Source organism: Levilactobacillus sp. HBUAS70063 (genome assembly GCF_038374745.1).
Taxonomy (GTDB): Bacteria; Bacillota; Bacilli; order Lactobacillales; family Lactobacillaceae; genus Levilactobacillus.
Genome location: NZ_JBANSM010000001.1, coordinates 291,515 through 309,236, shown reverse-complemented (window position 1 = coordinate 309,236; position 17,722 = coordinate 291,515). Strand labels below are relative to the sequence as shown.

General features: G+C 51.7%; 10 protein-coding genes. All 10 read left to right on the top strand.

Features of this window, described 5'->3' with window-relative positions; all coding sequences use genetic code 11:
- The first annotated feature begins 10 nt into the window (after positions 1–10).
- Positions 11–820 carry a DNA repair protein RecO gene (gene recO, locus V8I28_RS01480; protein ID WP_341778353.1) on the top strand — a complete coding sequence of 270 codons (810 nt, stop codon included), beginning with the start codon at positions 11–13 and terminating at the stop codon, positions 818–820.
- Between the two features lie 778 nt (positions 821–1,598).
- Entirely contained in the window at positions 1,599–4,622 is a 3,024-nt protein-coding gene (locus V8I28_RS01475; protein WP_341778352.1) for a hypothetical protein, read from the top strand.
- Positions 4,615–6,708 (top strand): hypothetical protein, encoded by a 2,094-nt coding sequence (locus V8I28_RS01470; RefSeq protein WP_341778351.1) that lies wholly within the window; start codon positions 4,615–4,617, stop codon positions 6,706–6,708. The genes V8I28_RS01475 and V8I28_RS01470 overlap by 8 nt, the downstream gene beginning before the upstream one ends.
- A 353-nt stretch (positions 6,709–7,061) precedes the next feature.
- The gene (gene glyQ / locus V8I28_RS01465; protein WP_233670109.1) at positions 7,062–7,985 is read left to right on the top strand and encodes a glycine--tRNA ligase subunit alpha; all 924 of its coding nucleotides are present in this window, start codon (positions 7,062–7,064) and stop codon (positions 7,983–7,985) included.
- Positions 7,985–10,060 carry a glycine--tRNA ligase subunit beta gene (gene glyS, locus V8I28_RS01460; RefSeq protein ID WP_341778350.1) on the top strand — a complete coding sequence of 692 codons (2,076 nt, stop codon included), beginning with the start codon at positions 7,985–7,987 and terminating at the stop codon, positions 10,058–10,060. The genes glyQ and glyS overlap by 1 nt, the downstream gene beginning before the upstream one ends.
- Before the next feature lie 343 nt (positions 10,061–10,403).
- Positions 10,404–12,251, top strand: coding sequence for a DNA primase (dnaG, locus tag V8I28_RS01455; RefSeq protein ID WP_341778349.1), 1,848 nt, complete (start codon positions 10,404–10,406; stop codon positions 12,249–12,251).
- 10 nt (positions 12,252–12,261) lie between these two features.
- Positions 12,262–13,392: an RNA polymerase sigma factor RpoD gene (gene rpoD / locus V8I28_RS01450; protein WP_445928171.1), complete on the top strand. Its 1,131-nt coding sequence runs from the start codon at positions 12,262–12,264 to the stop codon at positions 13,390–13,392.
- A gap of 145 nt (positions 13,393–13,537) precedes the next feature.
- Positions 13,538–13,687, top strand: a complete 150-nt coding sequence (locus tag V8I28_RS01445) for a hypothetical protein (RefSeq protein ID WP_341778348.1) — start codon at positions 13,538–13,540, stop codon at positions 13,685–13,687.
- A 151-nt stretch (positions 13,688–13,838) separates the two neighbouring features.
- On the top strand, positions 13,839–14,345 hold the full coding sequence (locus V8I28_RS01440; RefSeq protein ID WP_341778347.1) for an RrF2 family transcriptional regulator: 507 nt from the start codon (positions 13,839–13,841) through the stop codon (positions 14,343–14,345).
- Between the two features lie 93 nt (positions 14,346–14,438).
- Complete coding sequence (locus tag V8I28_RS01435; protein WP_341778623.1) at positions 14,439–17,714, top strand: MMPL family transporter; 3,276 nt, start codon at positions 14,439–14,441, stop codon at positions 17,712–17,714.
- Positions 17,715–17,722 lie beyond the last annotated feature (8 nt).

Genomic DNA, 17,722 nt, shown 5'->3' with positions numbered 1-17,722 from the left:
GAAAGCGGGGATGACGGTGGCACGTAACGTGACGGATTTTCACGGCATCCTCCTGTTTCGGCGGGACTATGCAGAACGCGACTTCCTGATAAAATTTCTGACGCAGGAATTCGGGAAGAAGATGTTCCTGGTCCGCGGCGCGAAGAAGAAGGGCTTCAAGATGGTGGCGGATATTTTGCCGTTTACGGTGGGTAGCTACGTCGGCGATATCGCCGATGATGGCCTGTCCTATATCCGTACGGCCAGAGAGACCAGCCAGTATCAGAACATCAGCGCGGATATCTTCAAGAATGCCTATGCGACCTACGTCATGAGCTTGGTCGATGTGGCCTTCCCGGATAGCCAACCGCTACCGGACTGGTATCACCGTGTGCAGCGCGCCCTGACGCTGATTGACGATGGGGTCAACGCCGCCATTGTGACCAACATCATGGAGATTCAGCTGATGCCGGCCTTTGGCGTCGCGCCGCAACTACAGGGGTGTGCAGTCTGTGGCCGTAATGACCTGCCGTTTGACTATTCGGAAAGCTACGGGGGTTTGTTGTGCCAGCAACACTGGCAGTTGGACCCGCGGCGCTTGCACCTGAATCAGCGGACGATTTACTATCTGCGACAGTTCTCCGTGCTCGACCTAGACAAGCTCCACACGATCAACGTCAAACCGCAGACGGAACACGCCCTTCGGCAATTGATGGATGAAATCTACGATAGCCAAATTGGGGTGCACCCCAAGAGCAAGCGGTTCTTGGATCAGATGCAGTCCTGGTCGGCTCGGATGACGATGCCGCCGGGCGAGTCGGGGCCTGAGTCGCAAGCCTAAATGAATGAAAGTATGGAAGGACGATGGCGAGGGCTGTCGTTCTTTTTTTATGATTAAAATGGGACCGATTAAAATAAAATTAATATCCACGTAAATTAACGGTAAATCATGTACAGAATATGTAAAGGTAGTTGTCTAAAATCCCGCTTTTTGCTAAATTAGTTGTAAATGAAATTAGGAGTTAATAATGACAGGCTTGGATTTCGCCAAAATTTTACAACCGGTGTACGATTTAAACGCCGATCAGCCGGGAGCGTTGGTGACGGTTTCAGCGCCTCCTGGAAGCGGTAAGACCTTTGGCGTATTGACTTATTTGTGTCGGCGAATAGTTGAGGATTCTTCTTTTCGGGCCTATTTTGTAGCCACCAAGAAAATCAATCTGCATCCCAATGAATTCAGAAAGATGTTAGTTGATCAGTATGAACTGAGGAACGGGTCGTTTAAGTCGCAATCCGAGCAAGAGCGCTACGTTTATCAAACGATGGCCGTTCTCCGCTCACTCGAGGAGAGTGTGGGGGCCATTTTACAGGGCCAGGCGGATATTCCGCCGGTATTTAGGTCGGGAAAACTGACCAGAGCCTTGGAGCAATTGACAATTTACCATCAACGACATCATCAGCAACCGGAACAAATGATGGAAGAGGGCCAAATTAAGGATTATCAAAACTTGCGACAAGCCTACACGGCATTCAAGCAGTTGCTCATTCAGGCTGTTGCCGCGGAATTAAAGTTAGACCTGCCGTTGTCACGTCAGGGTCAGACTCAATTTTGTCAGTACGTGGCTCACGCTGACACACCCGCTGCGCACTATCTGAATCGCTATTTCCCGGAGATTAATTTACATCGTCATCAGTTAGTCTTACTTACTTGGTCTAAGTTCACTAGGAGTCATCCGGCTTTCTTTGGCACTTCATCGATCAACCTTGCCAGTACAGATTCTCTGGGAAATGCGATGATCGTTTTGGACGAGATTGATGAAATGAAGGGAATTCTCGTGAATCAGATTATCGAGGAAGCCTTGAAAATGCCGCTTGATTGTTTAGCCTTTTTTCGAGAACTTTATTCGGCCATGAATCATCCGCAGAAAAGTCGTTCTAAACAAATCATGACCATCTTACGTTGCAATCAACAATTTAGTCAGCTAAAGAAGCAGACCAATAAGCTGGAAAATGCGTATAAGCTGACGATGGACTATAAGACGGTTGATGCCTTGGCACAGACTAATTTTATCTTCAACGTATCCAGTTTAACCATCACCAGTAGTCATGCGTGGTGGAGTCAAGACGATCCAGATAATAAACGTGTCGTCTTGACTAAAGTGCGTCCCGAGGTAAGTAAAAATTTGCATTTTTATGGGATGATCGGGGAGCTTCATCGCCTCTTGAAAACCCTGATTCGTCTGATGAATGCGTGGGGTGGTTCCTATCAAGATGAGGTGAATAGTCACCGGACCGACTTGGATAATCAGTTACGTTTGGAGGATGCCGTCCGTACCATTGGGGATGCATTGTGGCTGTCCCAGGAAACCCAGCGAACGGTCGATCGACTCACCCAACAACCCGAGGTAAAACAGGCAAACTTCGTTCCTACAAGGTTTGCGGATCGTTGCGGACAACATCTGCAAAAATATGGGCTCCAGCTCACTTCTTTGACGGATAGCGATGCGCATCTCAATCGGACACAAATCGAAGTCGTAAATGTTCAAACCACTCCTGAAAAATTCTTATTAAAACTGGTCAAGCGCGGAATCGTGGTGGGACTATCAGCAACGGTGAATGTGGAAACCGTGTTGAACAACTTCGATTTTAATTTTTTACGTGAACAATTGGGAGAACGTTTGATCGATGGCATGAAAAATCTGCCCGAAGAGGTGCTAAGTGAATTTGATGTAAGCCGCCGCTACCGAGAAAAGGAGGGCAAGGTTCGGGTCTTAGAAGTGACGACGCAATCGGCGATTTGTGAGAGTGGAACCTGTTTGCGGCAACTCATCCGGCAGCGGGTGCCTGACTTTCGGCTGTCTAAAGAGCAGCAAAGCTGGCTTAAAGAACTGGAACAGGATGTTAAGCAAACGATGAAAAAGGTTCACCAGCAGTTTCAAGATAGTCAAAATCCGGATTATTATGCGTTCATTCAAAAGCGATACTTAGACTTATTTGACAGTTTTATTTACTTTTTGGGCCATCCGCAAATCCCGACGTTTTTGGGATTACAGAGCATTCTGCCGAAGCGAGAAGAGGATTATCAGTCTTTACAGATGAGTGGTAGATTCATCGAGAATGTCTGGCAGGGATTGACCCAAGCCTTGTGTTCAGCAGAGGCCATCCAGCCACGCCTCTGTATGATCGCTAAGAAACTGTCGCCCAATCAAGATCCTATTGAAATGCAAGTCGCCACAGCACTAAAGCTGCCAGCCAAAGAGGCAACTCGCGTGTACTTGCTCAGTGCGTATGCCACGCTAGGTGTGGGGCAAAACTTGCATTATCCGATTGGCAAGTTGGAGCGAGGGCGAACGTTAGCTATTGCGCCGAAATCTGCCCGGGCCTCTGATCAGCGATTTAAGATGGTTGATATCGGTGGGGTCTACTTGGGTCAGGTGACCAACGTTTTCACGCAAATTCCAGCAGTGGCTACCCAGCAAAACCGATTTCAATGGATCAAAGGATTTTATGAATTACTGGGATTGGTTGATAACGGTGAAATTAGTTTGGCGGAAGTAGATCGTTATGCGCGTTTCCAGGGTCAGGGAATTCCGGTTCGGCAGTTTCGACAAACGTTGAGTTACGTGGGTGCTCACACGCGAATAATTTTACAAGCGGTTGGTCGCCTGGATCGCGCCTTTAACAAATTGCCGGAGACAACCGTAATGTTAGGAACAGAGGTCGCGGATTACTTTAATGTGACGATGCTGGCGGATTATCAGTTGGGGTCAGTTGCTCAGGCAATTCGGGACTATCAGCGTCAGAAAAAGCATCTCATTTTAACGCCAGATCAAATTCAAGGCATCCATTGGCTAGAGCAAACTTGTGAAACGCAACGAGCCGTTGACGAGATGGTGAAACATTTACAAAAGAAGGAAGAAGCAGGCCGGCAGTACCGTCGATATCGGGAAACGCTCATTAAGTACCCCACAATGACAATGCATCAGTACAATATGCGGCAAACCAAGCCGGAATTTGCCTATCTTCAGCGAAACGATACCGCCTACCGCGTGCAGCGCGAAGGCGAAAACTTTGACTTTAAGCAGGATCATTCTGGAAACATGGAAGTTTCGGCCGAACGAGCAGATTTACCAATTATCGACCGTAATCCCGGCTTACGCCGGTTGTTTAATGAAAATCAGTGGCCATTAAGTTGGCAAGCCACTGACTACGTGATGAATCCAGCTCAATTTGACAGCTATTTGGGGATTCTGGGTGAAAAGTGCGGTCAGTACTTAATCGAAAAATTCTGGCCGGTGCGTCTACAGCCCTTAACGCTTCCGAACTATGAACTTTTTGATTTTCAGACGAAGGAACACGTTTTGGTTGATTTTAAGCATTGGCGACAGCCCCACCGTCGAGATGTTGGGGATGAACGCCGACATGTAAAGTCCAAGTTAACTGAAATTCAGCAACGAGACCCCGGTAAAAATTGGCGGGTGTTGATCGTTAATTTATTGGAACCAGTGGGAACACGACAGTTTCATTCACAGAAATTAAGGGATGATCGTATCATGGAGGTACCCTTCTTGTTGAATCGAAAGGGCGAATTTGCGGTGACCATGGCCGATCAAAGAGAGATAGGAGACTTCTTAAATGGCTGATGTAAGCGATTTGGCTTTGACCAATTACCTGGATTATGAATTTGATGAGGTCGGGTTTGACCAGCGTTTCGAACTTGCTTTGATTGAGACGGGTCAACCGGCCGCACTGACCAACTGGTTTGAGCAAAGTGGTGTCACAGCGATTAAGGGGTTGGGCAAACGCCCGATTGATGCAGCAACCTCAACGTACAGCTACTTAGTGTTGGCGGACAAGCAGTCAACAAAGCGCATTAAAAGTCGTGTGATTAAACAAACGCGAATGACGCTATCGCAGGCTCGTTCGGCGGGGTTTGATTCCGACATGGTGCTCATGCTACTGATTAAAAGGTCGTGGCAGGGACGAAGAGATGACCACGCAAAGCTGGTCAATCGAGCAGCAACGAGTGATCTTTACTTGGTACTTGAGCCAGAAAAATCGCAGACGTTGCGTACGGCTGTTCAGGTTGAGATTAAACAGCATATTCTGCAGCTCAAGACCCGGACCTTTAGAGCCAGTTCTAATGACCGAGGATTTGTGGTTAGCAATGGTTGCTTCAAATACACGAAGTCTAAGACTCAGCCCGTTTTTCAAAGACATAGCTTAAATGGTCAAAAGAACGTGACCCGCTTTTTATCGGTTCAAGAATTACCACAATTCGAAAAGACAAGAGTGGGTATTATTGATCAGATTATTGCAACGGTGAATGATCAGTATGAAATGTGCTTAAAGCAGTTACTCCAGCTCCGAGCATTTCCGGTGGCAGATTATCAACGGCCAAAACTTTCGACGGATGAGCCCATTGTGACGACCTTACTTGCCGAAAAGCGATTGCATTTTTTGGCCAACCCTGCACAGCCGGTGGTCGTTGCCTTCATGAAGGATCTCGTTGATCGGGCGCAGAAAAGCAACGTATTGCAGGCGCACAATGTGACCATTACTGCGGGAACCAAACCGATACGAGGATTGAATCTTCAAGTGGTCAAAGACTTGAATGATCCAGATTACCTTTGCAGCGATGGTCAGCATATCATTCAGCATTTAACCTTAGCTAATTTTACTGACTTTAATGCAACCACCGGTGACTATCAGTGGCGGATTAAAGCCGATGAGCTGCTGAAGGATAAGAAATTCCACATGACACTGGCACAATTGATGATTAAATGGGAGGTGATCACGCGTCAGCTACGATTGCCAACGCCGGAAAAAATAGCCGCCGCAGCCCGTTTTCGGTATATTGTGATCAACAAGGCCAAAAGCGCCACTAAGCAAACGCTCATTCAGGCGACGCGTTTGACGGTTACACCAACGGGACAATTATCATTTGAATCGACGACATTTGCGGCGGACGCAAGGGGGGCAACTGAGTCCGAGTTAAGCCAATTGGCTTGGCGGATCTGGCAGGCTGCAGGAAGTCGGACCAGTCAATTGTTGGGTGCACTTCAAAGTGCCACGCAGGTTTTTCTAATCTATGGCACCGAGTTGATGACGCTTCCCGATGGCAATCACTTGAGAAAAGAGTTAATCGCTGCCGATGGTAATAACCGAATCTACCAAAATGATCTCATTGAGGCGGCTAAGGGCCTGACATTGACTAACGCCAAACAAGCACGGGACCACGTGCGATTGATGGCGGAACTCTCTCGATTGAACCAGTCCACGTTAAAGGTGAAACAAGTTAATCTGCAACTAACACTCGGTCGGCAGTTAAAAGTTATCCAGGCGTTGAACGATCAGTTGCACGAGCGGAACGGTATTTGGCTCTATCCTCCGGTTCGACAGAAAAGATTTGCCAAATATTGGATTGGTACCTATGGGATGGGGTTGCTCGAGATTCGAGGGAAATCTTATTACTTTGTGGGAAATCATCAACCGATTAAGGATCAGCTGGCCAAGGCGATTCCATTGAAATGCATTGAGGTGTTGGATAGCCGACAACCGCGAGAAGATATTCGAAACATGTTTCAAACCTATGAATCTTTGCTACAAGTCTTCTTCGTTCGTCTCAATCAGTACACGGTGATTCCATTTCCTTTCAAGTACATCCGTGAGTATCGCGATTTACTCAAGCACCAGGAAAAGGGAAAGACCGTTTCAAAATTTGGTTAAGGGTCGGCGTAATTGCGCAAAGCCCATTGACAACCCCGCTCCGGACGGCTATCATAAAACACAGTTAAATAAGTCGATTATGATGAATGAGAGTTGCAGTGTCACTGGTTTAGCGAGTTCGGGAGAGTGGAAGCCGAATCCAGGGCGGTGTGAGTTGGCACATTCGGAGTCGTTTCCAAGTAAGCTGCTAGTCGCTGACTAGAAGTAGGGTGGAACCGCGAAAATAAAACTTCGTCCCTACGTGAATTTGCCTCGGTGAATTCTCGTAGGGATTTTTTGCGCGCTTATTTGTTTAATCGGTCAACCAGCTGGCATTTTGTCGCCTGGCAACCAAACAAGGAGGAACTGCACCCATGACAGAAAAACTGTCCATGCAAGCAATCATTTTAAAGTTACAACAGTATTGGTCTGCACAAGGCTGCATGCTGATGCAAGCTTACGATACTGAAAAAGGGGCCGGTACCATGAGTCCCTACACGTTCTTACGGGCAATCGGTCCGGAACCTTGGAACGCGGCTTACGTTGAACCATCCCGCCGGCCAGCCGATGGTCGTTACGGGGAGAACCCTAACCGGTTGTACCAACACCACCAATTCCAAGTCATCATGAAGCCGTCACCCGACAACATTCAAGAACTTTACCTGAACAGTTTACGGGAACTGGGCATCGACCCATTGGAACACGATATTCGTTTCGTGGAAGATAACTGGGAAAACCCATCCATGGGTTGTGCCGGTGTTGGTTGGGAAGTTTGGTTAGACGGAATGGAAATCACCCAATTTACCTACTTCCAAGTCGTGGGGGGGATGGAAGTTGATCCCGTCACCTCCGAAGTCACTTACGGCCTGGAACGTTTGGCTTCCTACGTGCAAGACGTCAACTCCGTCTTCGACCTGGAATGGGCCGATGGCGTCAAGTACGGTGACATCTTCAAGGAACCCGAATACGAACACTCCAAGTACAGCTTTGAAGAAAGCGACCAGGACATGTTGCTGCGGCACTTCGACGAATACGAAGCCGAAGCCAAGAAGCAGATTGCTAACGGCTTGGTTCACCCGGCCTACGACTACATCTTAAAGTGCAGTCACACCTTCAACCTGTTGGATGCCCGTGGCGCCGTCTCCGTTACCGAACGGGCCGGCTACCTCTCTCGCATCCGGAATATGGCGCGGTCCGTGGCCCGGGCCTTCGTTGCCGAACGGAAGAAGCGTGGATTCCCGTTGGTCAAAGACGAGAAGCTTCGTGAACAATTATTAGCTGATGAGGAGGCCAAATAATGGCACACACATTTTTACTGGAAATTGGTTTGGAAGAAATGCCCGCCCACGTGGTGACGCCAGCCATTAAGCAACTGGTCAAGCGCACGGCGGATTACCTGAAGGAACAACGCGTGGACTATGCGGAAATCAAGCCGTTCTCCACGCCTCGACGCTTAGCCCTCTTAATCAGCGGCTTGGCCGACAAGCAAGAAGATATTAGTGAATCCGTCAAGGGTCCGGCGAAGAAGATCGCCCAAGACGCCGATGGTAACTGGACCAAGGCCGCCATCGGATTTACCCGTGGACAGGGCCTGACCCCCGACGACATTACCTTCAAGGAAATCAAGGGCACGGAATACGTTTACGTTGATAAGTTTATCGCCGGTGAACCCGTTGCCACTGTTTTAGCGGGTCTGCGCGACATCATCATGGCCATGACCTTCCCAACCATGATGAAGTGGGGTACCCACCATTTCCAATACATCCGGCCAATTCGTTGGCTCGTGGCACTGTTGGATAATGACGTGATTCCCTTTACCATCCTGGACGTGACGACCGGCCGGACCACGCGCGGTCACCGCTTCTTGGGTAAGGAAATCGAATTGGCCACGGCTGCGGACTACGAAGAAAACTTGACCAGCCAATACGTGATTGCCGATGCCGACAAGCGCAAGGCCCTCATCAAGAAACAAATTGACCAGTTGGCCGCCGACAACGACTGGACGGTCGATGTTGATGCGGGATTACTGGAAGAGGTCAACAACCTGGTCGAATGGCCAACCGCCTTTGCCGGAAGCTTTGACGAAAAGTACCTGACCATCCCCGACGAAGTGCTGATCACCTCCATGCGCGATCACCAACGCTTCTTCTACGCTCGCGACGCCAGCGGTAAGTTACTGCCGGTCTTCATCTCCGTTCGGAACGGGACGGACCACGATCTCCAAAACGTGGTCGCCGGTAACGAAAAGGTGCTGACCGCTCGGCTGGAAGATGCTATGTTCTTCTACACCGAAGATCAGAAGAAGACCATTGCCGACTACGTGGAACGCCTCAAGTCGGTTAGCTTCCACGACAAGATCAGTACCATGGCAGAAAAGATGAACCGGGTCACGGCCATCGTCAAGGTCTTGGCCAAGCATCTGAACCTAAACGATGCTCAAACCAAGGCCGCCGTACGGGCCAGCGAAATCTACAAGTTCGACCTGGTGACCGGGATGGTCGGCGAATTCGCCGAGTTGCAAGGGGTCATGGGTGAGAAATACGCCTTACTCAACGGCGAAGATCCAGCCGTTGCCCAAGCCATTCGCGAACATTACGAACCCATTTCTGCCGATGGTGCACTGCCGGAATCCGTTCCGGGTGCCGTTTTGGCCCTGGCCGACAAGTTCGACAGCATTCTGACGTTCTTTGCCGCCGGGATGATTCCAAGCGGTTCCAACGACCCTTACGCTTTACGGCGGCAGGCAACCGGGATTGTCCGGATTGCCAAGGATCAAGGCTGGGCCTTACCCGTTGCCGAATTGGCCAATGACTTTATCGCGGCCGAAACGTCAGCTCAAGTGGCCCCTGACCTGGATCAAGCCAGCCAAATCCAAGCGGTTGTTGACTTCATCAAGGACCGGATTCGCAAGATCTTACGGTCTGCTAAGCAACGCCACGACATCATCGACGCCGTGACTAACGGCTCCAGCAGCGATGTCTTACGGATCTTCACGGCGGCCGATATCTTGGCCAGCCATGCCGATGACGATAACTTTAAGGCCGTCATCGAATCTCTGACGCGGGTGATGCGCTTAGCCCAGAAGGCTCCAGCCGACCTGGCGACGGCCAAAGTCGACCCACAACTGTTTGAAAACGACAGCGAAGGGGCCTTGGATCAAGGCGTTGCCCAAGTGGCGACGGCCGCTAACCAGGGGCTAAACGACCTGTACACGGCCTTGGCCGACATCCAACCGACGATTGCCGCTTACTTCGAAGCCACGATGGTCATGGACAAGAACGATGCCGTTCGGAACAACCGGCTGACCGAGTTAAGCAAGCTGGCTAGTCTCGCCATGGGTCTGGGTGATTTGGATCAATTGATTGTCAAATAGAGTTTAACGCGTTGGCGTGACGTCGACGTAGCAGTATGAAGGGGCCGGCAGTTGCGGCCTCTTTTGTTTGGGCTAAATTTCCGGTTGCGGCGTCGACTGATGGCTGAAGTTGGCAACCCCGAAAAAAGGGCTCGCGTTACTTGCCCCGAACCGCCAGAAATTTGCTATAATGGACTCAGTGTTAGCGTGAGCCTTTAAAGTTGACAATGCCCCCATAGGTGGTATCATATATAGTGTATTTTTGCGCACGAATTCTAATTAAAAAGTCGCACTTTTCGGGTTTCCGGGGTGCGACTTTTCAAGGCTATGGTGGGCAAACGGGAACACGTAAGGGAGTGATTGGTTGGCGAAGATACCCGAAGACGTGATTGAGACGGTTCGAACGGCCACAAATATTGCGGACGTTGTCGGCCAGTACGTGCAACTGAAGAAGTCCGGTAAAAATTTATTTGGCTTGTGTCCTTTTCATGAGGAGCGGACACCTTCGTTTTCCGTTTCGGAAGATAAGCAGATCTTCCATTGTTTTAGTTGCGGACGGGGCGGCAACGTCTTCAAGTTCCTGATGGAGCTGGAGCACGTGACGTTCCCCGAAGCGGTGGTCAAGGTGGCCGACTTTAGTCACGTTGATCTGGCCAGTGAGTACCGACAGGAGTCCACGGGTCCCGCCGTGGATTCGAAGACCGGCCAGCTTCTGGCCCTACACGAGCAGGCGGCCAAGCTGTACCACCACATCCTGGTGAACACCGAGATGGGGCAGCCGGCGCTGGACTACCTGCACGACCGGGGACTCACCGACGAGACGATTGAGACCTACCAGTTGGGTTTTGCCCCGGGCCAGCGGTTGCTCAAGCCCTTCTTCGACCAGCGGCAGAGCGATTATCAGCTCATGCGCCAGTCCGGGCTCTTCATCGAAGATGCCCAGGGGGACCTGCGCGACCGGTTCACCGAACGGGTCATGTTTCCACTGCGCAATGCCAGTGGGCACGTGGCCGCCTTCTCCGGGCGACTCCTGCATAAGGCCGATGACCAGCCAAAGTATTTAAACAGCCCTGAAACCACATTATTCAATAAAAGTAAGCTGTTGTTTAACTTTGACTTGGCGCGGCCCGCGATTCGGCAGGCCGGTGAGGTGACGCTATTCGAGGGGTACATGGATGTCATCTCGGCGACCCAGGCCGGTGTCAAGAACGGGATTGCCTCCATGGGGACCAGCCTGACGACCGAGCAAATCTACGCCATCGAGCGGACCACGGATAAGCTCAACGTCTGTTACGACGGGGATGAACCCGGACAGCGGGCCATCGACCGGGCGTTGCGACTGTTGGGCCAACACAGTCACTTGGCGCTCAGCGTGATTCAGCTCCCCGAGGGGCAGGACCCCGATGAGTATCGCAAGGCTCACGGCGACGCGGCGTTTCGGCAAATGCTGGAATCGGCTAAGGAACCGCCGTTGCGCTTTCAAATGCGTTTTCTGCGGCGTAATCGGGCGCTGGAAACGGATAGCGAGCGCTTGGCCTACGTCAACCAGGTCTTGTCCCTGTTGGCTCAGGTCAACGAGCCGGTTGAATTGGATCTGTATCTGGGCCAGTTAGCGACCGAGCTGCAGATTGACAAGTCGGCATTGACGGCGCAACTCAAGCAGGTGCAGCGAGACACTGCGGCCCAGCAGGAACGCCAACGACCGACAACACCGGAACCGGCTCCCAGTAATGAGCCGCCGGTAACCGTTCATCGGCAACAACGACCGTTGAATCGGTTGGAGCGCGCGGAACGCGGCCTGCTCTACCGGTGCTTGCACGACCGTAATGTGTGGGCGAAGCTTTCTGGCATTGCCGATTTTAGCTTCGTACACGACGATTATCAGATTATTTACACCTTGGCCCAAGGTTATTTTCAAACCCATCAGGTGTACCAGACGGCGCAGTTCACGGACTTCATTCAAGAAGACCGCCTGCAACAACTGGTCATTGATTTGGAGACGACAACGACCATGTCCGCGGCGGCAACCCCGCGGGAAATCGATGACTATTTAGCGGTCATTATGGATGAGGCACCGGTCGAAGCGCAACTGCGTCAGAAGAAGAATCAACTGACGGAAGCCTCGCGACTCGGCGATGCCGAACGACAACGCCAACTCGTTGTCGAGATTGTTCAATTAGAACGACAGCGTCAAGCGAACAAACAAGTTTAATCTAGGGGGTATTTTAATGGCGAAAAAGACCACGGATCAACCAATGTTTGATCAGAAAGCATACAACAAAACGGTGCGCGCTTTAATTAAAAACACGAAAAAGGCCGGGAGCATCACCTACGATGACCTGGCTGACAAGGTCGCGACACCTTACACGCTGGATGCTAAGCAGATGGATAAGTTACTCGAAACGATTTCCGATGCTGGGATCAGTGTGGTTGATGCTAAGGGTGAGCCAGACCCACGGGCCGTTAAAGCCCAAAAGGCCGTTTCGAAGAAGGAATTAAAGGACGCCGGGACGACCACCGGGGTTAAGATCAACGACCCCGTGCGGATGTACCTGAAGGAAATTGGTCGAGTTAACCTGTTAACGGCCGACGAAGAAGTGGCCTTGGCCTTACGGATTGAAAACGGCGAGGAAGAGGCTAAGCAAGAATTGGCCGAAGCCAACTTACGGCTGGTCGTTTCCATTGCCAAGCGTTACGTGGGCCGGGGGATGCAATTCCTGGACCTGATTCAAGAAGGGAACATGGGGCTGATGAAGGCCGTCGAGAAATTCGATTACCGGAAAGGGTTCAAGTTCTCCACGTACGCCACTTGGTGGATTCGTCAGGCGATTACGCGGGCGATTGCCGATCAAGCACGGACGATTCGGATTCCCGTGCACATGGTTGAAACCATCAACAAATTAATTCGGATTCAACGGCAACTCCTCCAAGACTTAGGGCGGGAACCAACGCCCGAAGAAATTGGGGCCGAAATGGACATGCCGACGGAAAAGGTTCGGGAAATCTTGAAGATTGCCCAAGAACCGGTTTCCTTGGAAACGCCAATCGGTGAAGAGGACGACTCGCACTTGGGTGACTTCATTGAGGACCAGGATGCCACGAGTCCTGCCGATCACGCGGCCTACGAACTGCTGAAGGAACAGTTGGAAAGTGTCTTGGACACGCTGACTGACCGGGAAGAAAACGTTCTGCGGTTGCGGTTTGGTTTGGATGATGGTCGGACCCGGACTCTGGAAGAAGTCGGCAAGGTCTTCGGGGTTACCCGGGAACGGATTCGTCAAATCGAAGCCAAGGCCTTACGGAAGCTGCGTCATCCGTCACGGAGCAAGCAGTTGAAGGATTTCTTGGAATAATTTAATAACGATCAAGGTCTCGTTGGACCGACAGCTGAGTGGCTGTTGGGCTGACGGGGCTTTTTTGTGTCCAATTTTGATGAAAAAGTCAGGCCGACTTAGAAATTACATCACGTTTGAAAGGTGAATTGCTTTTTGCTTTCAGTTGGCTGTAAAAAATGAAAATGAACTGAAAATAGAACGGGCAATCGTGAGAAAACGCTCAGAAAGCGTGCTGGCCAACGAGCTGGGAAGACGCCAGCTCAAAATTGACCAGGGGCGAGCCAAAATGGTTTTTATTATTGGTCATTTATAATATAGTGGCATCGACGAATTGAAATCGTTTACACTAAAAAATAATTGGTGATCAGGCGATTTATTGCGTCAAAAGTCTTGAAAAAATGGCTAAAGGGGATATAATGTATCTCGTTTAAAAGTTAAGGGAGACAGGAGAAAGGAGGGCCATCGTGAGGGCAAAACCGAGTTTGGAACAGGCCCTATGCATCGTGGCATTATTGGGGATTCAGGACCGAGAAATACCGCTACATAGTCGTTTGGTGGCCGAGCGATTAGACATTTCGACCAGTTATTTGAAGAAAATTGTCCAAAAATTGGCCGCCGGCGGGATCGTGAAGACCGTTCCGGGACGCGATGGGGGCATCGTGTTGACCAAAGATCCCGTGAAAATTACCCTACTGGATGTTTTCAATGCCATTGAGGGGACCACGGCCTTCGTGCACAGCACGGGGCTGGTTTCCAAGGTTTTCGACCTGGAACACAAGGACGCTTTCATGGAAACGTATGAATTGAAAGACTTCAAGGATACGCGGCCGGTGGCCAACGTCCTGAGCGTCTTTGCCCAGGCCGAGGCCCGCTTTCGTCAGGAACTGGCAACATTATCAATTGGCGATGTGTTGCCGACCACGGGGGACCAATCCCTCCAACTGGATTGGACCAAGTGGCTGACCCGTTAATCAGCAGAATAGTGTCGGCCGGACCGCCGTGTGCGCCGTCGACCGACCGTAAAAATAAACGAAAATCGTCAAGGAGGTTTCACCGTGCGTTGGATGAATAAGCACTACATCTGGAATGTGATTGGGTGGCTGGTCATTGTGATCTTGGCCATCGTCACGATTCCCAACATGAGTAAATTGGTGGCGGATAAGGGGCAGATTACCGTTCCTAGCAGCTACCAAAGTACCCGGGCAACGACCATGCAAGACAAGTGGGGTCGCTCGCAACGGGGCACCACGGCGGTCGTGGTGGTCTTTAACAATGGCAATTCGAAGCTCACTAGCTCGCAGAACGACCAGATCGACCGGACCATCACCCGCATCAAGAATCACGAAGATCAGTACCAGATTCGCTCGGTGACCGCGGCTAGCGACAGTTCCACGGCCGCTTCCCAGCTGATTTCCAAGGACAAGAGTACCCAGCTGCTTCAGCTGAACGTGCATAAGTCCTCCAGTCATTCGGTCACCAAGATTCGTGACCAGATTACCAAGCTGGCCAAGACCAGCGGGGTCAAAACCTACGTTACCGGCGCGGACGTCTTGAACCAAGACTTCTCCGATGCCACCCAGGCCGGGGTGCAGAAGACGGAAATCATTGCCGCCATCTTCATCTTCCTGGTGCTCTGGCTAGTCTTCCGGTCACCAATTACACCGTTGTTCTCACTGTTAACGGTGGCGGTGTCCGTGATCACCTCGATTTCCGTGGTGGCCAACTTGGTCAACCGCTTTAACTTCCCGTTCTCAAACTTTACGGAAGTCTTCATCGTCATCGTCTTGTTCGGAATTGGGACGGACTACAACATCCTTCTATATAACGAGTTCCGCGAGCGCCTGGCGAGCGGCAAGGACCGCTACACGGCGACCAAGGAAGCCACCAAGGTCGGTGGGCGGACGGTCCTGTACTCTGGGCTCTCCGTCCTGATTGGGATGAGTGTCCTAGGCTTTGCCAACTTCTCGCTGTATCGTTCGGCGGTCGGCATTGCCGTGGGGGTCGTGGTCTTACTGGCTGTCCTCCTGACGCTGAACCCATTTTTCATGGCGATCTGTGGGCCCCACATGTTCTGGCCCATCAAGAAATTCCAGGGCGAGGGCGACAGTCGCCTCTGGCACGGCATGGCCAAGCACGCCATGATCCGCCCCGTGATTACGCTAATCGTCACGGGAATCGTCTTTATTCCGTTGGCCCTGACGTCTCACGGCACGCTGGACTATGATAACTTAGTCGAGATTGGCGACAATGTGCCAGCCAAGCAAGGCTTCAAGGTGGTACAACAGCATTTCTCCAAGGGGACTGCCGAACCTACCACGATTTACATTCAAAGCAAACACAAGATGGACAACGAGAAGACCCTGTTGATTGTGGATCGCTTGACCAAGCAACTCCAACAATCCGAAGGGGTCAAGACGGTGGCTTCCGTCACCCAACCGGGGGGGAAGGCCATCAAGAAGCTCTACGTCCGGAATCAAATGAGTTCCGTCACGACCGGTTTGGCCAAGGCCCAAAAAGGGGTCAACACGGTCAACAAGGGCCTGAAGTCCGCCAACAGTTCACTGAGCAAACAAAACGTCAGTGGTGCGGTGAAGGACGCCAACAAGTTGGCCACCGGTGCCAAGCAGGTCAGCACCGGGACGCAGCAACTGCAGAGTGCCATTTCGCAGGTGTCTACCGGTGTGAACTCGTTGAACAGTCAGGTTTCTTCCGCTTCCGGCGGGAAACAGGCGGCGCAACTCGCACAGTTAGAAGCAGCTCTACCGCAATTGAACGCGGCCATTCAGCAGTTGAATTCGCAGGTGGCCTCTAGCTCGACCAACACGAGTGGCGTGACGACCTCGCTGACGACCATCAAGAACAGCACCCAAGACATCGCCTCACAACTGGCCAAGGTGCAAAGTGCCACTCAGAACCTGCCAAGCATGAGCGCCAGCACGGTGGCGGCGGCCTTTAGTCAACAGGGCGTCCCGCTGTCGGCCGCGCAAAAGACGGTCTTGGCCGGTATCTTGCAGAAGCAAAGTGCCGCGCAAAGCGAGTTGAAGGCCACGTTGAGCAGTTCACTCAAGCAGATTGGGAGCGACGCCACTTCGATTGGCTCCGCCGATCAGACCGTCGCCAGTCAGCTTCAAGCATTGCAAGGCTCGACCGCGCAACTCCAGAGCGCCGTGGCCACGTTAGCTCAGAAGTCCAACGTTGTCTTGCCGGGGGCCGCGACCGCCTTACAGACGGCCAGCGCCCAGTCCAGCCAGTTGGCTAGTGCGACGAGTCAATTGTCCGGGGCAATGTTTACCATCAACGGCAAGATGCCAACGCTGGTCTCCGGCGCCAACCAAGTTGCCGCAGGGAACCAGACCATGGCCGAAAAGCTCGCCGCTATGAGCAAACAACTGACGGCGTTGCGTAAGGGCCTGACGTCGGCAACGACCGGCCTGACCCAGGTTTCCACCGGGGTGGGCTCGGCCAACACCTATCTGAAGGGCCTGCAAAAGTCGGCGGCTTCGGAAACCTTCTACATTCCAAGCAAGCAGCTCCACGGCAGTGCGTTTAAGCCGGCATTAAAGACCTACCTGTCGCCCGACAAGAAGATTACCAAGTTAACGGTGGTCTTGGACGATGACCCGAGTTCGGCGGCCGCCATGGCGCGTTTGCCAAAACTCGAGAAGGTCGTTAACGGCGCCTTGGCCGGAACGAGCCTGAAGAATGCCGAAGTAGCCTTTGGCGGGAACACGTCACAGACCAACGACATCAACGATATGGCCTCCAGTGACTTCACGCGGACGGTCATCATCATGTTAGCCGGGATCTTCATCGCTTTGATGATCGTGACCCGTTCACTGGTTCAACCGATCGTCATCGAAGGAATCTTGGTCGTGGCGTACTCCGGTGCGCTGACCATCGTGCACTGGTTGGTTGATCCACTACTGGGCACCGACATGTTGACGTGGAACACACCGTTCTTCACGTTTGTCATGCTGATCTCCTTAGGGGTCGATTACTCGATCTTCCTGATGCGGAAGTACCGTGAGTTCCTCCACGAGCCGGGCGCTACCAGCGAAAAGATGCTGCGTGCCGCAACGGTAATCGGGACGGTCGTCTTGTCCGCCGGGGTTATCCTGAGTGGAACGTTCGCCGCATTGATTCCTTCCGGGGTCATGACGCTGATTCAGATTGCGCTGGCCGTGATTATCGGGATTATCCTGTTAGTCATCTTGCTGCCAATCGTGATGCCAGCCGTCATGAAGATTACCTACCCGTATCCATACTCTAAGATGGCACGGGCCCAGAACGAAGCGGACGAACAACGCGAAGAAAAACCGACGCGTCGTAACCGTTCATAAGTATTAGG